Below are 20,517 nucleotides of genomic sequence, written 5' to 3' on the forward strand. Positions count from 1 at the left end.
GGAAACGCTAAGGGTGCCCGGTTGAAAAATATTCACAATATTAGAATAAAGGTGTAATATAAAAGCATGGATAACAAGTTGCAACTAATCTATCATTGAATTTGTATAAGCTAATATTGTATGATGTTAGAAGCTGGTCATAAACTTTTCAATTCTCTAATGGGAACAATATTTTGAGAAAATGAAATATCTGTTATAATACAGACGGAGGGTGCATTCAGTTTATACGCTTTCGGATGGAGAAAGCGGCTACATTGTGCAGAATTGGACAAAGTAGGATAAGCTAAGGGTAAAAGGTTACATAAAATATTATTGCCTCACAAACTCATATTAAATTAGACAAGGGGTGCCACAAAATGAAAGTGCAAGAAATTCGTGAAATTATTAAGCTAGTCGGTCAATCAAATATCAGTGAATTCGTTTTTGAAAATGAAGGAACGAAAATTAAATTGAAAAAAACTGAAACGGGTATAGTATTACAGCCATCAGCTGCTCAAGAAGTTGTTCAAGCCAATGCAGCAGTAGAGGTCAAGCCCGCAGCGGCTCCTGTCTCTGTAGCGCCAAAAGCTGTTGAACCTGCAAAACCGGCTGCTGCCGTCACTGAACAGGAAAATTTACATAAAATCACTTCTCCGATGGTGGGTACATTCTACCAATCTCCTGCACCGGATTCACCTGCATACGTAAAAGCAGGCGATAAAGTAACAGGGGATTCCATTGTTTGTATCGTGGAGGCTATGAAACTTTTCAATGAAATCGAGGCCGAAGTAAGCGGTGAAATCGTTGAAGTCCTTGTAAAAGAAGGTCAACTTGTAGAATATGGACAACCATTATTTTTAGTAAAGCCGGAATGAGGAGCTGTTTCTAAATGATTAAAAAGGTATTAATTGCCAATCGTGGGGAAATTGCTGTCCGAATCATCCGGGCATGCAAGGAATTAGGAATCGAGACTGTAGCGGTCTATTCAGAAGCAGATAAAGAAGCATTACATGTTCAAATTGCTGATGAAGCATATTGCATCGGTCCTAAATTATCAAAAGACAGTTATTTAAATACAACGAACATAATCAGTACAGCCAAGAAGACGGGATCCGATGCGATTCACCCTGGATATGGATTCCTTGCTGAAAATGCGGACTTTGCTGAGCTATGCCGTGAATGTAATATCATTTTCATCGGTCCTAGCCCAGAAGCCATCAATAAAATGGGAACGAAGGACGTAGCAAGGGAAACCATGCGTAAAGCTGGTGTACCGATCGTACCAGGTTCCAAAGGCATAATTAAAGATACGGATGAGGGTGTAGCCCTGGCTAATGAAATGGGCTATCCAGTCATCATCAAAGCTACTGCCGGCGGGGGCGGTAAAGGTATCCGCGTCGCAAGGACCGAAGAAGAACTCATTAAAGGCATAAACATCACGCAACAGGAAGCCGCGACTGCATTTGGGAATCCAGGCGTGTATATTGAAAAGTTCATCGAGGACTTCCGTCACGTTGAAATTCAAGTCATGGCAGATAATCATGGCAACGCCATTCATTTAGGTGAGCGTGATTGTACGGTTCAGCGACGTTTGCAAAAACTTGTTGAGGAAACTCCTTCTCCAGCCCTGGATGGTGAAACACGGGCGGATATGGGGCAGGCTGCAGTTACGGCTGCTCTTGCCGTAAACTATTCAGGTGCCGGTACAGTTGAATTTATTTATGACTATGTGAATAGAAAATACTACTTTATGGAAATGAATACACGTATCCAGGTCGAACACCCAGTTACAGAAATGGTAACGGGCGTCGATTTGATTAAAGAACAGATCAAAGTTGCTTCAGGTGACAAACTATCACTTTCACAAGAAGATGTCACGTTTAACGGATGGTCCATCGAATGCCGGATCAATGCGGAAAATCCAGAAAAGAATTTTATGCCTTCAGCAGGTAAGATTCACATGTATTTACCGCCAGGTGGCTACGGAGTACGTGTGGATTCTGCGGCATACCCTGGGTACTCGATACCTCCGTATTACGATTCCATGATCGCTAAATTGATTGTCCATGCACCGACGAGAGACGAGGCGATTGAGAAGATGAAACGCGCTTTAGGTGAGTTTGTCATTGAAGGGATCAGCACGACAATTCCTTTCCATATTAAGTTACTTCAGCATGAACAATTTGTTTCCGGAGAATTTAATACCAAATTCCTTGAAATATATGATGTAATGAACTCATAATGTAAAGGAAGACAGGAGGTGCTTTTGAATGAGTGAAATGGAAGGCCAATTACTCGAAATGAATGATTATAATAGTGGTTTGGGCAAAGTTGAAATTGCGCCTGAGGTGATTGAGGTGATTGCGGGTATCGCTGCATCGGAAGTTGAAGGTGTTGCACATATGCGCGGGAATTTCGCTACAGGTGTAGTTGAAAAGCTTGGTAAAAAGAACCACGGTAAAGGTGTTAAAGTTGACTTAACGGGAGAATCCATCAAAGTCGAACTTTATTGTGTCATGAAGTTTGGTGTCTCAATTCCGAAAGTTGCTCAGGAAGTGCAAGATAACATTCGTGAAGCCTTGTTGAACATGACCGCTATCGACGCGGGCGAAGTGAACATTCATGTAGTGGGCATTGCGTTTGAAAACGCTAAACAAGAAGCGGATTACGAACAAGAAGTGTAAGTTGGCTTCATTCGATTCACACCTGCAAAAACCCGGCAAAAAGCCGGGTTTTTGTTTTTTTGAATTTTTGACTCAATGATACCCTGCTTTTGGAGCCCGCTAATAATATTACGTTAAATGAACATAATAAGGCGGTATCTGGAAGTTTCCCTTTAATTCAAGGGTGATTTCTGTTAGAGTGTAAAAGGTGAAATATGAGCATGAAAGCTAGGCAAGAGCTTTTTGACACTTTCAAAAAGTATATGACTGTGTTGGCCGTTTAACTGGAAATGAATCTTGAGATGTTGTCTTGAATCAAGATATTTGAGTCTTTTGGCCTTAATTCAAGTGGGATTCAGCTTAATTTATAAAAAAATAAGCGAAAATCTTAATATTTTTGAAAAAATGTTATTAAATGTTCGTTTGTTCTAGCGTTTTCATATATAATAGTAGATGTTAAAGGAGTAAGATTATGAAAAGAAGAGTAGCCCGTGAAAAATCCCTTCAAGCACTATATCAGATAGATATTGCCAAGTCGAATGCAGAAGAAGCAATGGAAAGCGTACTGGATGGTGCTCCTACTGATGAATATTTCAAGAAATTAGTAATGGGGATAACGGAAAATCGTGAACAACTTGATGGAATGATCAGGGACAATTTAGAGAATTGGACGTTGGAAAGACTGGCGAACATTGATCGGAATTTACTGCGGATCGCGGTTTATGAAATGGTTCACAGTGAAGATGTTCCTGTAAGTGTTGCAATGAATGAAGCTATTGAAATTGCTAAGAAATTCGGTGATGATCAATCGAGCAGCTTTGTAAATGCCGTTTTATCCAAAGTTAAGGTGAAAAGCGGCAGCTAAGGCTGCAGCCTTTAACCAGGGGATTCTCTCAGCAATTTCTTTAGCAAAATTATCTTGGGAGGAATATACACATGTCAGCTCAAATCATTAATGGTAAAGAAATTGCAGAGGCAGTTAGGCAAGAAATCAGTAAGGAAGTTCAACAATTACGGGAAAAAAATATCGTTCCGGGTTTGGCTGTAATCCTTGTGGGGGACAACCAAGCATCGCAAACCTATGTACGCAATAAGCAAAAGGCGTGTGAAGATCTGGGCATGCATTCTGTATTGATTAAAAAGCCTGCGGGACTCTCTCAGGAGGAATTAATTCAGAGCATTGATGAATTAAACCAGGATGACAGCATTCATGGTATATTGGTGCAGCTGCCGTTACCTGGACATATTCAGGAAAAAGCGATCATTGAAGCGATTTCCCCCGAGAAGGATGTAGATGGATTCCATCCCATTAATATTGGGCGGATGATGACTGGGCAGGATGCTTATTTACCTTGTACGCCATACGGGGTGATGGTGATGCTTGAGTATATCGACTATGACCTTGAAGGTAAGCATGTTGTTATCGTAGGGAGAAGTAATATCGTGGGAAAACCGGCCGGACAAATGTTTCTAAATGCGAATGCAACCGTCACATACTGTCATTCAAAGACAAAGGACCTTGCGTATTATACAAAGCAAGCTGATGTCGTTGTGGCAGCTGTCGGCAAGAGGGACACGATCACGAGTGACCATATTAAAGAAGGTGCTGTCGTCATTGACGTCGGAATGAACAGGAATGATGAAGGGAAGCTTTGCGGTGATGTGGCGTTTGATGAAGTGAAAACCAAGGCTTCATACATTACACCTGTTCCTAAAGGCGTTGGTCCCATGACGATTACGATGCTTATGAAGAATACGGTCAAATCTGCTCAAAAAACACTTGAACAGAATAAGCAAGCCTTAAAAAGCTAAAAAAACGTTAAATTATTTTAAAGAAGCGGACCTCTTGTTTTATAATAACGGGAGACCGCTTTTTTTCATTCATAGAATAAGCGAGTTTTCTTTAAATCCGATTTCCATCGGAAGGAGACATTATATGAGCAACCAACAATATTTGAGTGTATCGGCTTTAACGAAATACATCAAAAGGAAGTTCGATGCCGATCCCCATTTGCAAAATGTATACATAAAAGGCGAAATTTCAAATTTTAAACAACATACAAGCGGACATATGTATTTTACTCTAAAGGACGAGAAGGCCCGACTCCTCTCCGTTATGTTTGCCGCCAATAACAAAGGGATGAAATTCCTGCCTGAAAATGGAATGAAGGTACTTGTTAAGGGCGATATTTCATTATATGAGGCAGGCGGACAGTATCAGCTTTATGTGAAAAGCATGGCCCCTGATGGTGTCGGGGATTTGTATCTTGCTTATGAACAGCTGAAGAAAAAGCTGGAGGCGGCAGGTTTGTTTTTGGCCGAGCATAAGAAACAGATTCCACAATACCCTAAGTCTGTAGGGGTCATAACATCACCGACCGGAGCTGCATTAAGAGATATCCTGATCACCATCAAGCGGAGATATCCAATTGCCAGAGTCATCGTTTACCCAGCATTAGTCCAAGGGAATAATGCCGCTAAATCGATTGCCAAGGCAATTTCCATGGCTAACGCTAGGGCGGAAAGCGATGTACTCATTGTCGGAAGGGGCGGCGGGTCGATCGAAGAGCTATGGGCCTTTAATGAGGAGATAGTGGCTGAGTCAATCTATGATTCTGATATACCGATAATTTCTGCTGTCGGTCACGAAACCGATTTTACAATTGCTGATTTTGTCGCCGATATGCGGGCTCCTACACCGACTGGTGCAGCAGAGTTAGCGGTTCCCCACCTTAATGAAATACTTGAACGCCTGATGAACCGTAAGAATCGCTTGACCCGCTCCATTCGTGAAGTGGTGAATTTCGAACGAACCCGTTTGACCAGGATGGAGAGATCTTATGCTTTCCGTTATCCACATAAAATGTATGAACAGAAGCTTGAACAGCTAGACAAGACGGTGGACAGGCTCGGGAGGTCCGGCACGCGGTATTTCATGAAAAAGAGGGATGAGCTGAACCAGTTGAACGATATTCTGAAAAAGCAGCATCCTGAACAAGCGGTGCAAAATTCCAAAGATGAATTGCGGCAGCATGCAAAAGTATTGCGGAGGGCAATGGAAGCCATTTATCGGCAAAAATCACAGCAGTTCGTTCATATTACAGCCACTTTGTCTGCCCTCAGTCCATTAAAAATCATGGAACGGGGCTATGGATTGGTTTTTGCTGAGGATGAGACGTTAGTGAAAAGTACACAGCAAGTATCCAGAGGGGATAAGATAGCCGTTTCCATAAAAGATGGAACGCTTGAATGTGAAATTAAAGAAATAAAGGAGCGAATAGAACCATGACAAAAAAACAGGAAGCCACTTTTGAAGAAGCGATGGAGAATCTTGAGAAAATTGTAGAACAGTTGGAAGAAGGCGATGTGCCCTTAGAGGAAGCCATCTCCATATATAAACAAGGAATGGATTTATCCAGGCTTTGTCATTCAAAGCTTAAGGCGGTTGAAGATCAGTTGACTCAAATTTTGCGCGAAGATGGGGAACTAGAAAACTTCACTGTACAGGAGGAAGAATAACATGGGTACGGCGTCCTTTGATATGTTTTCTAAAGAATATAAGGCGATTATAGAACGGGAAATCGTTGAATATGTCAATAAACTTAATGCTCCTGCTGTGGTCAAAGAAGCCATGATCTATTCATTGGAGGCAGGCGGTAAACGGATTCGCCCTTTATTGGTCTTTGCGGTTCTGGAGGCCTTTGGAAAAAACTTGAGGATGGGGATACCTGCAGCTGCTGCCATTGAAATGATTCATACATATTCTTTGATTCATGATGATCTTCCAGCGATGGATGATGATGATCTCCGCCGCGGAAAACCGACGAATCATAAAGTGTTCGGTGAGGCGGTAGCAGTACTGGCAGGTGATGCCCTCCTTACATATAGCTTTCAATTGGTGACGGATATGAACGATCCAGATGTGACGGCTGAAATGAAGCTGAACCTTGTAAGTGAAATTGCTAAGTCTGCCGGTGCCGAAGGGATGGTTGGAGGTCAAGTTGCCGATATGGAAGGTGAAAATAAACAGTTGACCCTTCAGGAATTGGAATATATACATGAACATAAAACAGGGAAGTTATTGACTGCAAGCATCCTTTCCGGTGCTATATTAGCCGGTGCGAATGAAGAACAGCGACTCCATTTACGTGACTTTGCATACCACCTGGGACTTGCTTTTCAGATTCGGGATGATATTCTGGATATTGAAGGGTCAGTCGAGTTGATCGGCAAGCCGGTTGGCAGTGATGAGGGAAATCATAAAAGCACATATCCTTCTTTACTTTCGCTTCAAGGGGCAAAGGAAAAGCTGGAACATCATATTGAACTTGCTCATGCCGCTTTGGGAAAAACAACCTTACAAACGGGTTTGTTGAATGAACTAACCGATTTAATAGCGAACCGTAATCATTGATTGTGGCTAAATTTGTTATCAATTGAGGTTTTATGGTATACTCATTGTGCAAAAATATGCGAAAATCAAAATGAATTTTTTAATTGAGATACGTGATAAAATAGGTCTATTAAGCCGCCGAAATCACCTGGGTGTTGGCGGCTATTTTTTAACTTAAAACCAATTTTTCGGTCAAGTCTTCCATATAGCCCTCCTTATGAGGCTTTGTTTATGCTAACAACCGAAAATGACAGAAAGTGAGTGGTCCTGTTTGGATCTTCTATCTATAAAAGACCCTTCTTTTTTGAAGAAGATGAATAATGAAGAACTAGTCGAGTTAAGTGTGGAAATACGTAAATTCCTTGTGGAAAAATTATCGGTGACCGGTGGGCATATCGGTCCCAATTTAGGAGTAGTCGAGTTGACTATAGCCTTGCATAAAGAATTCGACAGTCCGAATGATAAAATATTATGGGATGTCGGACACCAATCCTATGTCCATAAAATCCTGACAGGCAGAGCAGGGGAGTTCAATACCTTAAAGAAATATAAAGGTCTTTGCGGCTTTCCTAAAATGATTGAAAGCCCCCATGATGTTTGGGAAACCGGTCACAGTTCGACTTCCCTTTCAGCTGCAATGGGAATGGCCGCTGCCCGTGATATAAAAGGTGAAAAAAGTTTCATTTTACCTGTAATCGGTGACGGGGCCCTAACAGGCGGAATGGCACTTGAAGCATTGAATCATATCGGGGATGAAAAAAAGGACATGATCGTTATCCTGAATGATAATGAAATGTCGATAGCGCCTAATGTGGGGGCTTTGCACACGATATTGGGAAGATTGCGGACCGCAGGTAAATATAACTGGGCAAAAGATGAATTGGAGTTACTTTTGAAAAAAATTCCTGCAGTCGGTGGTAAGCTTGCAGCTACCGCTGAACGCTTGAAGGATAGCATGAAGTACTTATTGGTCTCAGGAATCTTTTTCGAAGAACTCGGTTTCACATACCTTGGACCTGTCGATGGTCATAATTATGAAGAGTTGCTGGAGAATTTAAGATATGCCAAGAAAACGAAGGGACCCGTACTGCTACATGTCATCACGAAAAAAGGCAAGGGCTATTCACCTGCCGAGTTGGATACAACAGGAAATTGGCATGGGACAGGCCCCTACAAGATAGAGACAGGCGATTTCGTGAAATCCCCTAGTAAAGCTCCTGCATGGAGTGCCCTTGTAAGCGATACTGTCAGCAGGCTCGCCCGTGAAGATGAACGGATTGTCGCGATTACACCTGCAATGCCAGTAGGTTCGAAATTGGTGGGGTTTTCCCGAGAGTTCCCAGAGCGTTTCTATGATGTAGGGATTGCCGAGCAGCATGCTGCAACTTTTGCAGCTGGATTGGCAACGCAAAAAATGAAACCGTTCCTGGCCATTTATTCAACCTTCCTGCAAAGGGCTTATGACCAGGTGGTCCATGATATCTGCCGACAGAATTTGAACGTATTCATAGGAATCGATCGTGCCGGATTGGTTGGTTCCGATGGTGAAACGCATCAAGGCGTTTTCGATATTGCATTCTTACGGCACATTCCTAATATGGTGTTGATGATGCCGAAAGATGAAAACGAAGGCCAGCATATGGTCAATACGGCCTTAAGCTATAATGATGGTCCAATCGCTATGCGATTCCCTCGTGGGAATGGTTGTGGTGTTGTGATGGATGCTGAATTACAGCAGATTCCAATCGGTTCGTGGGAAGTTCTTAAAGATGGAACGGATGCTGCCATCTTAACGTTCGGTACCACCATTCCAATGGCCCTTGAAGCGGCAGAACTGCTAGAGAAAGAGGATTATTCAGTTAAGGTGATCAATGCCCGGTTCATTAAGCCTTTGGATGAGAACATGCTAAGCAGCCTACTTGGTGAAAAAATGCCTATCTTGACAATAGAAGAAGCGGTTCTTCAAGGTGGTTTTGGCAGTTCTGTACTAGAATATGCTCATGACCAAGGGTTTTATGGAGCAATTATAGATCGAATGGGAATACCTGATTATTTCATTGAACATGGCAGTGTCGATGAACTTCTTGAAGAAATCGGTTTAACGACTGAAACAGCCATCAAAAAGATTAAAATGATAACACCCAAAAAAGAAAAAAGGGCCTGACAATATGAAAGTGATGAAAGAAAGAGTAGATGTATTACTTGTAGAACAAGGCTTGGCAGATACACGAGAAAAAGCGAAGCGTATGGTTATGGCTGGTCTTGTCTACGCGAATGAAGAGAGGTACGAAAAACCTGGGGAAAAAGTACCGGTTGATCTCGAATTTACTATTAAAGGAAAAGTCATGCCTTACGTTTCAAGAGGCGGACTTAAACTTGAGAAGGCTTTAAAGGAATTCGATTTACAAGTGAACGGAAAAATCCTGCTTGATATCGGATCATCAACAGGAGGGTTCACGGATTGTGCCTTGCAAAATGGTGCCACAATGTCTTATGCCCTTGATGTAGGATATAATCAACTTGCCTGGAAGCTTAGGCAGGATGAACGGGTGAAAGTAATGGAACGGACGAATTTCCGTTACGTTACACCCGCCGATCTCGATGGGGAGATGCCTAACTTTGCAAGCATTGATGTTTCTTTCATCTCCCTAACGTTAATTTTACCGGTGCTGAAGACCTTACTCGTTCCGAATAGTGACGTCGTTGCCTTAGTTAAACCGCAATTCGAAGCTGGGAAGGATCAGGTGGGTAAAAAAGGGATTGTTCGTGATCCCAAAATCCATAAACAAGTGTTGGATAAGATCATTTCTTTTGCTAAAAAGGAAGGCTACGATATTAAAGATGCCTCATTCTCACCGATTACCGGCGGTGATGGAAATATTGAATTTTTACTTCATTTATACTGGCAAGGGTCAAAGGAAGATGGAGCGATATTGCTTTCGAAAACGGTTGATGACATCGTTGGGGAAGCCCATGCGCAATTTAAAAAAGAATAGCAAGAACGTGTACGGCTCCTTTGGCTGAATGGTTGGCTAAAGGAGCTTTTTAACTTGAAATGGTGTTGAAATGCACTTGAATCATTTAAGTGTGGATACATAATATAGGTAAGAATAAATAATAGACTTGTTATGCATTTTAGAGAAAAAGTTGTACAATTGCATAAAAATCCGATAACATTAATTTTAGCCACTTTCAAGAGCGGCCTATTTGCACGTACGGATGATACCGAAGCAATCCCATATTGGGAGCTTACTAAGTATGATATCGATTGCCATTAAAATGAGCAACAGATGAGAAGAGGTGCTACTACTTATGAATAAAGGACAACGACATATAAAAATAAGGGACATTATAACTAATAACGATATTGAAACCCAGGATGAGCTGGTTGAAGAACTGAAATTAGCTGGATACAATGTAACTCAAGCAACCGTTTCAAGGGATATTAAAGAGCTTCACCTAGTTAAGGTCCCTTTAACGGATGGAAGGTATAAATATAGCCTGCCAGCCGACCAACGTTTCAATCCACTTCAAAAATTAAAGAGAATCCTGGTTGATGCATTTGTACGTATTGACGCAGCCAATAATCTACTGGTTATGAAGATGCTCCCGGGTAATGCCCAGGCAATTTGTGCATTGATTGATAATTTAAATTGGCAAGAGATACTCGGGACGATTGGCGGCGATGATACTTGTTTAATTATCTGCCGTTCTGAGGAAGATGCAAAGATCATTTCCGGCAAATTCTTGGACATGCTCTAATAATTTTGTGAGGTGACCTAGTTTGTTAACAGAACTATCGATTAGGAATTTTGCGATCATAGAAAGCCTGTCCGTTTCATTTGAGAAAGGCTTGACTGTCTTGACCGGAGAAACAGGGGCAGGGAAATCAATCATTATAGATGCCGTTCATCTTTTGGTTGGGGGACGTGGTTCTGCAGAGTTCATTCGGCATGGTGAGTCCAAGGCCGAAATAGAGGGATTATTTCAAATTGAAGATGAAAAACACCCGGTATTTGCCAAAGCAGAAGAATTTGGACTGGATATGAATGATGGGATGGCCATTCTTCGAAGGGATATTTCACAGAGCGGCAAAAGCGTTTGCAGAGTAAATGGAAAACTTGTAACGATTGCCATTTTACGCGAGATAGGACGGACATTGATAGATATTCATGGTCAGCATGAACATCAGGAATTAATGGATGAACGACTCCATCTTCCTCTGCTGGATCAATTCGGCGGTGAAAAAATCGCCTCTGCACTCACGGAATACCAAAAGCTCTATAAACGTTATGAAACCGCTTCAAAACAATTGAATGGTTTGAGCCAAAATGAACAGCAAATGGTCCACCGTCTTGATTTGATCCAATTTCAATTCGATGAAATTCAAAAAGCTGATTTGAAACTACGTGAAGATGAAGAATTAATGGAAGAGCGGAAGAAAATTAATAATTTCGAAAAAATTCATGAAGCGCTGCAAACCAGTTATAATGCTTTAAATGGAGAGCAGCATGCAATTGATTGGCTTTCCGTAGCCATGAATAACCTGGAAGAAGCTGCAGGTCTTGATGAAGGTTTAAAAAACAGCTCCGAAACCGTTTCAAATAGTTACTTCCTGCTTGAAGAGGCCGTGTCAAACATCCGGGATCAATTAGACTCTTTGGATTATGATACAGAACGTGTCGAATTCATTGAAAGCCGCCTTAATGAAATAAATCAATTAAAACGTAAATACGGGCGGACCATCGAGGAAATCCTGGAATATGGTGCAGGCATAGAAGAGGAAGTCGAAAAGCTGCAAAATAGGGAAACGCATATAGCGAAGCTTGAAAAGGAAATGAAATCCATCAAGGCCGATTTAATTGTTGAAGCAAAGAATCTGTCTGAACTTCGTCAGACATTCGCTCAGCAGTTAACCAAAAAGATCCATCAGGAATTAAAAGATTTATACATGGAAAAGACCATTTTCGAACCACATTTCCTTCAAACGGCTTATTCTTTCGATGAGTTGTCAGATAGGGGCATTAATCAGTCGGGGCTGGATTCGATGGAATTTTATATTTCCACAAATCCAGGTGAACCGTTAAAACCTCTATCTAAAATCGCATCGGGTGGAGAACTCTCGAGGATCATGCTGGCTTTGAAAAGCATTTTCTCCAAGCACCAAGGCATAACGTCCATTATATTTGATGAAGTGGACACCGGTGTGAGCGGACGGGTTGCACAATCCATTGCTGAAAAGATCTATAAAGTGGCAACGGGATCTCAAGTACTGTGCATATCCCATTTACCACAAGTGGCAGCTATGGCGGATACTCACTTATTCATAGCGAAAAATGTAAGGGCCGGACGCACGAATACCTCGGTAAAGCCTTTAATTGAAACGGAAAAGATAAAAGAAATTGGCAGGATGATTTCTGGAGTCGAGATTACGGATTTGACGAAGCAGCATGCCAATGAATTAATCCAGCTGGCAAAAAGGTTGAAAATCACATCTTGATGGACAGGTAAAGTAGATAATTTAAACTTATCATAAGCATTCATTGTAAAGCTATCCAAAAACGGATAGCTTTTATTTTGTGCATCTGTTATAAATGACTGTCTTGAGGGCTAAATTAAAGGTGTAGCCATAAAGTTTCAGAGAGCGAGGAGAGTGAATGGGTTGAAATTTGTATGGATAAACAGGATCATCGGTGGAATTCTCCTTGTTTCGCTATTAACATTAGGGTTATACCAGCCATCTCGTGAATATTTTTTAATTCCAAATCATCTTGTACTATTTGAAGGAAGTCAATATAGTATTTCCAAATCATTGCCTGTTTCTGCAAAAGCTTCGGGATTCAGTGATGGGATTTCGCTTCATGATGAGCAAGCTTCAATTACGCTTGGTGCTGAGAAACCAGGTACGAATGAAGTGTTGCTGGATGTAGCAGGCTTGCCCGCCAAAAAGGTCGACATTAGGGTGTTGAAAGACTTTAAAGTCATGCCTGGAGGCCAATCCATTGGAGTGAAGCTAAATACTCTCGGAGTGCTCGTAGTAGGTCATCATCTTATTGATACTGCGCAGGGGAAAAAATCACCAGGAGAAAAAGCGAAAATTGAAATCGGTGATATTATTACAGAAATCAATGGTCAGACGATAAAGAAGATGGGGGATGTAACCCCTTTTGTTCAGCAGGCAGGTGAAAAGGGGGAGGCGTTGAATCTAGTCATCAACCGTGATAATGAAGTGCTTCAAAGCACCCTTTTACCTCTAAAAGATAAGAATGAAGGAACTTACAAATTGGGTTTGTATATCCGTGATTCAGCAGCTGGCATCGGAACGATGACGTTTTATCACCCGGATTCGAAAAAATATGGAGCATTGGGACATGTCATTTCCGATATGGATACCAAAAAGCCGATTGTTGTAAAGGATGGACAGATTGTTCAATCCACGGTCACGTCCATTGAAAAGGGAAGCAATGGTGATCCTGGAGAAAAATTGGCACGCTTTTCTTCCAACAAAGAAAAAATAGGAAATATCAATCGCAATAGTCCCTTTGGGATTTTTGGGAAATTAAATCAAGATTTTAAAAATGGGATTAATGACAAGGCTCTCCCGATCACCCTTTCCCATGAGGTAAAGGAAGGACCAGCAAAAATCCTGACTGTGGTGGATGGTTCTAAAGTGGAGGAATTCGATGTGGAAATCGTCAGTTCCATACCACAGAAGTTTCCTGCGATTAAAGGAATGGTCTTAAAAGTGACGGATAAAGAACTGCTTCAAAAAACGGGTGGGATCGTTCAAGGTATGAGCGGCAGTCCTATCATACAAAATGGGAAATTAATCGGTGCAGTCACCCATGTATTTGTTAATGATCCAACAAGTGGGTATGGAGTCCATATCGAATGGATGTTAAACGAAGCCGGTATAAATATATACGACAAAGATAATTATGAAAAGGCAAGCTAAAGAAACCGGGTATCCTTTTGGATGCCCCTTTTTAATTGATTAGCCCAAGTCATGGATGGTAATTAAATATGATTTCTCCAAAAAATAGAGGTTTTTTTGAAACGTTGTGATAAAATGATAACAAAATGAAGATTTTTCGACAATCGGTTTATTCGAATAGCAAACGAAGTCGAAAACAAGAGATATCCGGAGAATAATATTGAATTCCTTATATTTTTTCAAAAATAAAAGGAATTTAGTTTCCATTGTCGAAAAGTTCAATTACAATAGAATTTAGTCATATAGAAAAAAAGACCAATTGTAGTTGAGGAGGAAATCAAGCGTGAAAAAAATTAAGGTGTGCGTTGTAGACGATAATAGAGAACTTGTTGGCCTTCTGGAAGAATACATTTCAGCACAGGAAGACATGGAAGTAATTGGGGTGGCACATAACGGTCAAGATTGCCTGGGTATGCTTGAAAGTGTTGATCCGGATATATTGATCCTCGATATTATCATGCCTCATTTAGATGGGTTAGGTGTACTTGAAAAACTTCGTGAAGTAAAACGGGGTGCTATGCCTAATGTCATTATGCTTACTGCCTTTGGTCAAGAAGATGTAACGAAAAAAGCTGTTGATTTGGGCGCGTCTTACTTTATCCTGAAACCTTTTGATATGGAAAATCTGGCCAATCACATTCGTCAGGTAAGCGGTAAAGGGCAGGCGGTTTTAAAAAATCATAGTCAGTTTAGCTATCGTCCCCAAAATGAAGCCAAGCCGAAAAACCTCGATGCCAGCATCACAAGCATCATTCACGAAATTGGAGTGCCTGCACATATCAAGGGCTATTTGTATTTAAGGGAAGCCATATCCATGGTATATAATGATATTGAACTATTGGGTTCGATCACGAAAGTTTTATATCCGGATATCGCAAAAAAATACAATACTACGGCCAGCCGTGTTGAAAGAGCCATCCGACATGCGATTGAAGTGGCTTGGAGCCGTGGCAATATAGAATCCATTTCATCTCTTTTCGGTTATACTGTCAGCATGACTAAGGCAAAACCTACAAATTCCGAATTCATTGCCATGGTTGCCGATAAGCTTCGTCTCGAACATAAAGCTTCTTGACAGTAGGGGAACACCGGTTGTTCGGATTCAGGATAACAATTGACCATATAAAGGCTAGAGCCGCTAAATATAAATAGGAACTCTCCGTCTGGTGGTATGGACAGGAAGAAGTTGCTTTCTGATTTTTTCTAATCGGCAACTTCAATTTTTTTCGCTGCCGGTTAAAAAAAATTAAACGCCTTTTATTTATTGGATTTGCAGGAAATCCAATAAATAAAAGGCGTTTTTGTTTGCGTTAAAAAGCGACACTAATTAAAATGATTTATGAAAAAATGAGCATTTTGCATTAGAAGTGGATATTGAAATGGTTTTTATCACCGTTTTTCAAAAAGACTTTTCCATTCTTCAATTTAATCCCATCCTATTGGATTTTCCGCAAAGCATGCTGGAGAATGTCAAACAATAGCTGCTGATAAAATGTCCGTAAGTGTAAAACTCAATTGTTCTGATAACTACATTAAAAGGAACTTTTCAGTAATTATAGGGAATATTTCAGAAAACCTTCTACGAAGAAAATAATCACCTCTATTTCGATTGAAAGAAGATGAAAATAATTTATCGTTTCTGTTCATAAAATTGGGTTATAACAATTTTTGGGAGAGGCGGCTTTCATCATGACCTTAATCTTTGCACATCGAGGCTCTGCAGGAACACATCCGGAAAATACGATGTCGGCGTTCAAAGAAGCTGCCCGTGTTGGGGCGGACGGTATTGAAACGGATGTCCAACTCTCGAAAGATGGAGAAGTGGTCATCATTCACGATGAAAAGCTCGATCGGACCACGAATGCCTCAGGGTATGTAAAAGACCGGACCTTGATGGAGTTGAAAACTCTTAATGCGTCCTCAAGCTTTAAGGGTAAATTGGGTAAAGAAAAAATTCCGACGCTAGAAGAACTATTTATATGGCTTAACGATAACCAGCTTTTTTGTAATATTGAATTGAAAAACACGCTTATTCTGTATCCAGGCTTAGAAGAGAAAGTCATAAGGCTCATTCGTGCCTACGAAATGAAGGAAAGGATAATCCTTTCTTCTTTCAATCATTATAGTTTGGTTAATTGTCATCAATTGGCACCTGAACTGGAAACGGCACCGCTTTATAGAGATGGTCTATACATGCCATGGATATATGCCAAGGCAATAGGCGGGAGCGCAATCCATCCAAATATCAGGTCTGCCTCTGATGCACTAATTCAAGCATCGTTGAGCATGGGTGTTCCTGTACGGCCCTATACCATTAATAAGGAAGCCGATATGAAGCGATTATTCAAATTGGGGTGCAGTGGCATCATAACCGATTTTCCTGAGGCAGCCGTACGGGTCAGAGAAGAACTTAAATCAAGATAAAGAAAAAGAAAAAGGTGCCCATTTATACATGGCACCTTCTTTTTACGTTTAAAATTTATTGAACCTGCTTTGGACCTTATTTTGTTTTCGATCTCGATGAAGGACGAAGCCTGCGATAAAGGCTATTCCTCCAATCGTAATAAGCAGTCCGATTAAAAATTGCAGCCAAAGGACTGGATAGGGAGGCTGTAAAATACCGAACACCATGTCCCTCATTATTTTAATGCCATAGGCAGCAAAGGCCCCGGGTATAAAAAGAATCAAAAAAGCGATTAAACGTTTCATGCGGTCAAATCCCTTCCGAAAATTCCGTCTTTTAAAAATGATAAAGGATATAAAATATTTGTCAAGTTTCGGGAAACTAGAAAATGACTGGAAGTTAGAGGCTGTGTTTAAAAGATGCCAATATGGTAAAATGAGGTGTGAAGTATGAAAAAAATTGCAGAGATATATCTAATAATAGGGGTAATTATATATTAAGGGGGATGGCTCATGCAAAAAGTCATGATAGTAGGGGGAGGAGTGGGGGGGACAACGGTGTTGAAACTCCTCTCGGAAAGTGAAGTATTCTCAATTGTTTGTATGGCTGATACGAATGAATCCGCTGAAGGGATGCTTGCTGCAAAAGAAAGAAGGATTCCTACAGTGACTAATTGGAGCGAGGGATTGGATGGGGATTTGGATATCATTTTTGATACCACCGGAGACCCGACCGTCTATAGTAAGATAAAACGGGATATGAGCGATCAAACGATACTCATTCCTGGAAGTGTCGCCCTCATTATGACAAAGTTGTTTGAAGAGAAAAATCGTTTAATAAATAAATTGGAAAATACCTCGGCAAAAATGGACTTGATCCTTAATACGACCAGTGAAGGAATGGTGGTGATTGATCATGATGGATTCATCATCATGTTCAATGATAGTGCAGAACGAGCATCTGACACAAAGCGCGAGGACGTGATAGGCAAACATATCAAAGATTTCGTTCCTTCAACTGGATTACTTCGAGTGATGGAAACGAACCAAAAAGAAGTGAATCAGGAGATTACCCTTACTAATGGGATGGAGCTCATAACGACAAGGATTCCTCTGGTGAATGCCGATAAGGAAATCATAGGGGCTTTTTCCGTGTTTAGGAATAAAACGGAAGCTGTACAATTGGCGGAGCAGATCACTGATTTAAAAGAGATACAGACGATGCTCCAGGCAATCATTCAATCCAGTGATGAAGCCATCTCGGTCGTGGACGATCAAGGGAGGGGACTTTTGATCAATCCGGCATATACAAGAATCACTGGCTTAACCAAGGACCAAGTGATTGGTAAGCCGGCTTCCATCGATATTTACGAAGGTGATAGCATGCATATGAAAGTGCTTCAGACAAAAAAGCCTGTTCGGGGTGTCAATATGCGTGTCGGCCCAAAACATAAGGAAGTGATTGTTAATGTTGCTCCAATCATTGTGGATGGGTACCTGAAAGGTAGCGTTGGCGTCATTCATGATGTATCGGAAATTCAAACCTTGACTCACGAATTGAATCGGGCAAGACAGATTATCCGGACATTGCAGGCTAAATATTCCTTTGATGATATAATAGGGGCTTCCGAAGAGATGAAGCTTCCCATCGAACAGGCGAAATTATCGGCAAGGACACCGGCTACCGTCTTATTAAGAGGGGAATCAGGGACCGGCAAAGAGTTATTTGCCCACGCCATCCATAATGCGAGTGATAGGAAATTCAATAAATTCGTTCGTGTAAACTGTGCGGCCATCTCGGAATCATTACTCGAAAGTGAACTGTTCGGTTATGATGAGGGAGCGTTTACAGGGGCAAGCAGGGGCGGAAAGGTCGGTTTTTTTGAAGAGGCAAATCAAGGAAGCATCTTTTTAGATGAAATTGGTGAATTACCAGCTAACATCCAAGCTAAATTACTTCGGGTTTTACAAGAACGGGAAATCATCAGAGTGGGGGGGACAAAGCCAATTTCCATCAATGTCCGTGTCATAGCCGCCACGAATATCAATCTTGAACACGCCATTGCAAACGGATCATTCAGGGAAGACTTATATTTCAGGCTGAACCGCATGCCTATTTTCATTGCTCCTTTACGAAAACGAAAAGAAGATTTGAGAGAATTGGCGGAGCATTTGATTCATAAAATCAATCAGGAGTATGGACGGAGCATAGAGGGGATTACTGAAGCAGCTATACATAAGATGCAAATCTATAACTGGCCAGGGAATGTAAGGGAACTGGAAAATATCTTGGGACGGGCAATCATTTTCATGAAATTGAACGAGACAATCATTGATATACAGCATATTCCTGATTTTATCGAAGAGATTCCATTAAAACAGGAGAAACTCTTAATGGAGCCTTCGGGCTACGTATCGGGTAAACCGCTCTCGGAGATAATAGACCAGTATGAAGCCGAAATCATTCAGCAAGCGTTCGATACCCACAAGGGAAATAAAACACTTACGGCAAAAGCGTTGGGTATTTCAGTTAGAAATCTATATTATAAAATGGAAAAATTAAAATTGTGAAAATATTTGCATGCAAGGAATTGCATAGTATGAAAAAAACTGCGCAGAATTTTCTGATTTATTTTAATTTAAGCGAGAGTTCACTTCCAACATGAAATTTTTTTGAATTTGTTATAGGCTATAGTTGCCCAATATATTAACCAGCATCTCCTTTTTTTGGGTGAAAAGGCTCTCATTATTTCATTTATTGGCATGTTATTTGCATATTTAAAGGTGCATGGATTTTTCAAGGGAACCATTCCCAATGGGGGAAATATCATGTGATTAGCGGATTTTATTTAAAATGAACGTAGTGACCAGTAAGAATGAGGAGTGATTCAGTGTCCTCATATCTGACATTTATTAAAACATCTAGGGAGGATTCCTGTATGGAAATTTTTAAATATCTTGAGAAGTATGATTACGAACAACTGCTATTCTGTCAGGATAAACAATCGGGTTTGAAAGCGATTATTGCCATTCATGATACGACATTAGGACCAGCACTTGGTGGCACAAGGATGTGGACGTACGCTTCCGAAGAAGATGCCATAGAAGATGCTTTAAGGCTTTCGAAAGGAATGACATATAAAAACGCAGCGGCCGGCTTGAATTTAGGCGGGGGAAAAACCGTCATCATCGGCGATCCTCGCAAGGATAAAAATGAAGAAATGTTCCGTGCATTCGGAAGGTATATCCAAGGGCTGAATGGGCGTTATATAACTGCTGAAGATGTAGGGACCACGGTTGAAGATATGGATCTCATCCACGAGGAAACGGATTTTGTCACTGGGATTTCCCCTGCATTCGGTTCTTCAGGTAACCCTTCGCCTGTAACTGCATATGGGGTATACCGCGGTATGAAAGCTGCTGCAAAAGAAGCATTCGGCACTGATTCATTAGAAGGCAAGGTTGTTGCAGTCCAAGGCGTCGGGAATGTAGCTTATAACTTATGCCGTCACCTTCATGAGGAGGGCGCTAAGCTGATCGTTACCGATATCAATAAAGAAAGCGTGGCACGTGCGGTTGAATCCTTTGGGGCGACTGCAGTGAATACTGATGAAATTTATGGGGTTGAATGTGATATCTATGCTCCTTGTGCATTAGGTGCCGTCATTAATGATCAAACAATTAATCAAATTAAGGCGAAAGTCATTGCAGGTGCAGCCAATAATCAATTGAAGGATCCTGTTCATGGTGATCAAATTCATGAAAAAGGCATTATATATGCTCCTGATTATGTAATTAATGCAGGTGGTGTCATAAACGTGGCTGATGAACTTTTAGGGTATAATCGAGAAAGAGCCCTTAAGAAAGTGGAAATGGTTTATGATACGATTGAACGAGTCATGGAGATTGCCAAACGCGATCAAATTCCAACTTATAAAGCAGCGGACAGGATGGCAGAGGAGCGCATTGCTCGTATGCGGAATTCAAGAAGTCAATTCTTGCAAAATGAAAAACATATCTTGAATGGAAGAAAATGAATATAGTTGACAAGATATGGATTCCTGTGTTTTTTTAAATATAAACAC

The 20,517-nt window shown here is 41.0% G+C and carries 18 protein-coding genes; 17 read left to right on the top strand and 1 reads right to left on the bottom strand.

What is annotated here, in order from left to right:
- Nucleotides 1–356 precede the first annotated feature (356 nt).
- The 15 genes from accB (at nucleotide 357) to QUF86_RS15105 (ending at nucleotide 16,453) form a co-directional block, all read left to right on the top strand.
- Nucleotides 357–854: an acetyl-CoA carboxylase biotin carboxyl carrier protein gene (accB, locus tag QUF86_RS15035; protein ID WP_289315705.1), complete on the top strand. Its 498-nt coding sequence runs from the start codon at nucleotides 357–359 to the stop codon at nucleotides 852–854.
- A gap of 14 nt (nucleotides 855–868) precedes the next feature.
- A complete protein-coding gene (gene accC, locus QUF86_RS15040; RefSeq protein ID WP_289315706.1) occupies nucleotides 869–2,221 on the top strand; it encodes an acetyl-CoA carboxylase biotin carboxylase subunit in 1,353 nt (450 codons plus the stop codon).
- 37 nt (nucleotides 2,222–2,258) lie between these two features.
- Complete coding sequence (locus QUF86_RS15045) at nucleotides 2,259–2,663, top strand: Asp23/Gls24 family envelope stress response protein (RefSeq protein WP_222620245.1); 405 nt, start codon at nucleotides 2,259–2,261, stop codon at nucleotides 2,661–2,663.
- 451 nt (nucleotides 2,664–3,114) lie between these two features.
- The gene (gene nusB / locus QUF86_RS15050) at nucleotides 3,115–3,507 is read left to right on the top strand and encodes a transcription antitermination factor NusB (RefSeq protein WP_289315707.1); all 393 of its coding nucleotides are present in this window, start codon (nucleotides 3,115–3,117) and stop codon (nucleotides 3,505–3,507) included.
- A gap of 71 nt (nucleotides 3,508–3,578) precedes the next feature.
- Nucleotides 3,579–4,454, top strand: coding sequence for a bifunctional methylenetetrahydrofolate dehydrogenase/methenyltetrahydrofolate cyclohydrolase FolD (gene folD, locus QUF86_RS15055; protein WP_289315708.1), 876 nt, complete (start codon nucleotides 3,579–3,581; stop codon nucleotides 4,452–4,454).
- A gap of 124 nt (nucleotides 4,455–4,578) precedes the next feature.
- Entirely contained in the window at nucleotides 4,579–5,931 is a 1,353-nt protein-coding gene (gene xseA / locus QUF86_RS15060; RefSeq protein WP_289315709.1) for an exodeoxyribonuclease VII large subunit, read from the top strand.
- Nucleotides 5,928–6,161 carry an exodeoxyribonuclease VII small subunit gene (locus QUF86_RS15065; RefSeq protein ID WP_064463276.1) on the top strand — a complete coding sequence of 78 codons (234 nt, stop codon included), beginning with the start codon at nucleotides 5,928–5,930 and terminating at the stop codon, nucleotides 6,159–6,161. The genes xseA and QUF86_RS15065 overlap by 4 nt, the downstream gene beginning before the upstream one ends.
- A gap of 1 nt (nucleotide 6,162) precedes the next feature.
- The gene (locus QUF86_RS15070) at nucleotides 6,163–7,056 is read left to right on the top strand and encodes a polyprenyl synthetase family protein (RefSeq protein WP_289315710.1); all 894 of its coding nucleotides are present in this window, start codon (nucleotides 6,163–6,165) and stop codon (nucleotides 7,054–7,056) included.
- Between the two features lie 250 nt (nucleotides 7,057–7,306).
- Nucleotides 7,307–9,199 (top strand): 1-deoxy-D-xylulose-5-phosphate synthase, encoded by a 1,893-nt coding sequence (gene dxs / locus QUF86_RS15075; protein WP_289315711.1) that lies wholly within the window; start codon nucleotides 7,307–7,309, stop codon nucleotides 9,197–9,199.
- Nucleotides 9,200–9,203: 4 nt separating this feature from the next.
- Nucleotides 9,204–10,031: a TlyA family RNA methyltransferase gene (locus QUF86_RS15080; RefSeq protein ID WP_289315712.1), complete on the top strand. Its 828-nt coding sequence runs from the start codon at nucleotides 9,204–9,206 to the stop codon at nucleotides 10,029–10,031.
- A gap of 316 nt (nucleotides 10,032–10,347) precedes the next feature.
- Nucleotides 10,348–10,797, top strand: a complete 450-nt coding sequence (gene ahrC / locus QUF86_RS15085; RefSeq protein ID WP_061144401.1) for a transcriptional regulator AhrC/ArgR — start codon at nucleotides 10,348–10,350, stop codon at nucleotides 10,795–10,797.
- A gap of 22 nt (nucleotides 10,798–10,819) precedes the next feature.
- On the top strand, nucleotides 10,820–12,535 hold the full coding sequence (gene recN, locus QUF86_RS15090) for a DNA repair protein RecN (protein ID WP_289334767.1): 1,716 nt from the start codon (nucleotides 10,820–10,822) through the stop codon (nucleotides 12,533–12,535).
- Between the two features lie 162 nt (nucleotides 12,536–12,697).
- Nucleotides 12,698–13,990, top strand: coding sequence for a SpoIVB peptidase (spoIVB, locus tag QUF86_RS15095; RefSeq protein WP_289334768.1), 1,293 nt, complete (start codon nucleotides 12,698–12,700; stop codon nucleotides 13,988–13,990).
- 322 nt (nucleotides 13,991–14,312) lie between these two features.
- Nucleotides 14,313–15,104, top strand: a complete 792-nt coding sequence (gene spo0A, locus QUF86_RS15100) for a sporulation transcription factor Spo0A (RefSeq protein WP_289315716.1) — start codon at nucleotides 14,313–14,315, stop codon at nucleotides 15,102–15,104.
- 614 nt (nucleotides 15,105–15,718) lie between these two features.
- Entirely contained in the window at nucleotides 15,719–16,453 is a 735-nt protein-coding gene (locus tag QUF86_RS15105) for a glycerophosphodiester phosphodiesterase (RefSeq protein WP_289334769.1), read from the top strand.
- A gap of 48 nt (nucleotides 16,454–16,501) precedes the next feature.
- On the opposite strand, the gene QUF86_RS15110 is transcribed toward QUF86_RS15105, so the two are convergent.
- Nucleotides 16,502–16,738 (bottom strand): DUF2627 domain-containing protein, encoded by a 237-nt coding sequence (locus tag QUF86_RS15110; protein WP_101222519.1) that lies wholly within the window; start codon nucleotides 16,736–16,738, stop codon nucleotides 16,502–16,504.
- 207 nt (nucleotides 16,739–16,945) lie between these two features.
- On the opposite strand from QUF86_RS15110, the gene QUF86_RS15115 reads away from it, so the two are divergent.
- Together QUF86_RS15115 and bcd are read left to right on the top strand one after the other, a co-directional pair.
- Nucleotides 16,946–19,003, top strand: coding sequence for a sigma-54 interaction domain-containing protein (locus QUF86_RS15115; protein WP_289334770.1), 2,058 nt, complete (start codon nucleotides 16,946–16,948; stop codon nucleotides 19,001–19,003).
- Nucleotides 19,004–19,371: 368 nt separating this feature from the next.
- Nucleotides 19,372–20,469, top strand: coding sequence for a branched-chain amino acid dehydrogenase (gene bcd / locus QUF86_RS15120; RefSeq protein ID WP_289315719.1), 1,098 nt, complete (start codon nucleotides 19,372–19,374; stop codon nucleotides 20,467–20,469).
- Nucleotides 20,470–20,517 lie beyond the last annotated feature (48 nt).

This window comes from Peribacillus sp. NJ11 (assembly GCF_030348405.1).
In the GTDB taxonomy this organism is placed as follows: Bacteria; Bacillota; Bacilli; order Bacillales; family DSM-1321; genus Peribacillus.

What these genes read in the sequence shown, in the direction of transcription:
- accB (WP_289315705.1), top strand. Translation starts at nt 357, where the DNA reads ATGAAAGTGCAAGAAATTCGTGAAATTATTAAGCTAGTCGGTCAATCA.
- accC (WP_289315706.1), top strand. Translation starts at nt 869, where the DNA reads ATGATTAAAAAGGTATTAATTGCCAATCGTGGGGAAATTGCTGTCCGA.
- QUF86_RS15045 (WP_222620245.1), top strand. Translation starts at nt 2,259, where the DNA reads ATGGAAGGCCAATTACTCGAAATGAATGATTATAATAGTGGTTTGGGC.
- nusB (WP_289315707.1), top strand. Translation starts at nt 3,115, where the DNA reads ATGAAAAGAAGAGTAGCCCGTGAAAAATCCCTTCAAGCACTATATCAG.
- folD (WP_289315708.1), top strand. Translation starts at nt 3,579, where the DNA reads ATGTCAGCTCAAATCATTAATGGTAAAGAAATTGCAGAGGCAGTTAGG.
- xseA (WP_289315709.1), top strand. Translation starts at nt 4,579, where the DNA reads ATGAGCAACCAACAATATTTGAGTGTATCGGCTTTAACGAAATACATC.
- QUF86_RS15065 (WP_064463276.1), top strand. Translation starts at nt 5,928, where the DNA reads ATGACAAAAAAACAGGAAGCCACTTTTGAAGAAGCGATGGAGAATCTT.
- QUF86_RS15070 (WP_289315710.1), top strand. Translation starts at nt 6,163, where the DNA reads ATGGGTACGGCGTCCTTTGATATGTTTTCTAAAGAATATAAGGCGATT.
- QUF86_RS15080 (WP_289315712.1), top strand. Translation starts at nt 9,204, where the DNA reads ATGAAAGTGATGAAAGAAAGAGTAGATGTATTACTTGTAGAACAAGGC.
- ahrC (WP_061144401.1), top strand. Translation starts at nt 10,348, where the DNA reads ATGAATAAAGGACAACGACATATAAAAATAAGGGACATTATAACTAAT.
- QUF86_RS15105 (WP_289334769.1), top strand. Translation starts at nt 15,719, where the DNA reads ATGACCTTAATCTTTGCACATCGAGGCTCTGCAGGAACACATCCGGAA.
- QUF86_RS15110 (WP_101222519.1), bottom strand. Translation starts at nt 16,738, where the DNA reads ATGAAACGTTTAATCGCTTTTTTGATTCTTTTTATACCCGGGGCCTTT.
- QUF86_RS15115 (WP_289334770.1), top strand. Translation starts at nt 16,946, where the DNA reads ATGCAAAAAGTCATGATAGTAGGGGGAGGAGTGGGGGGGACAACGGTG.
- bcd (WP_289315719.1), top strand. Translation starts at nt 19,372, where the DNA reads ATGGAAATTTTTAAATATCTTGAGAAGTATGATTACGAACAACTGCTA.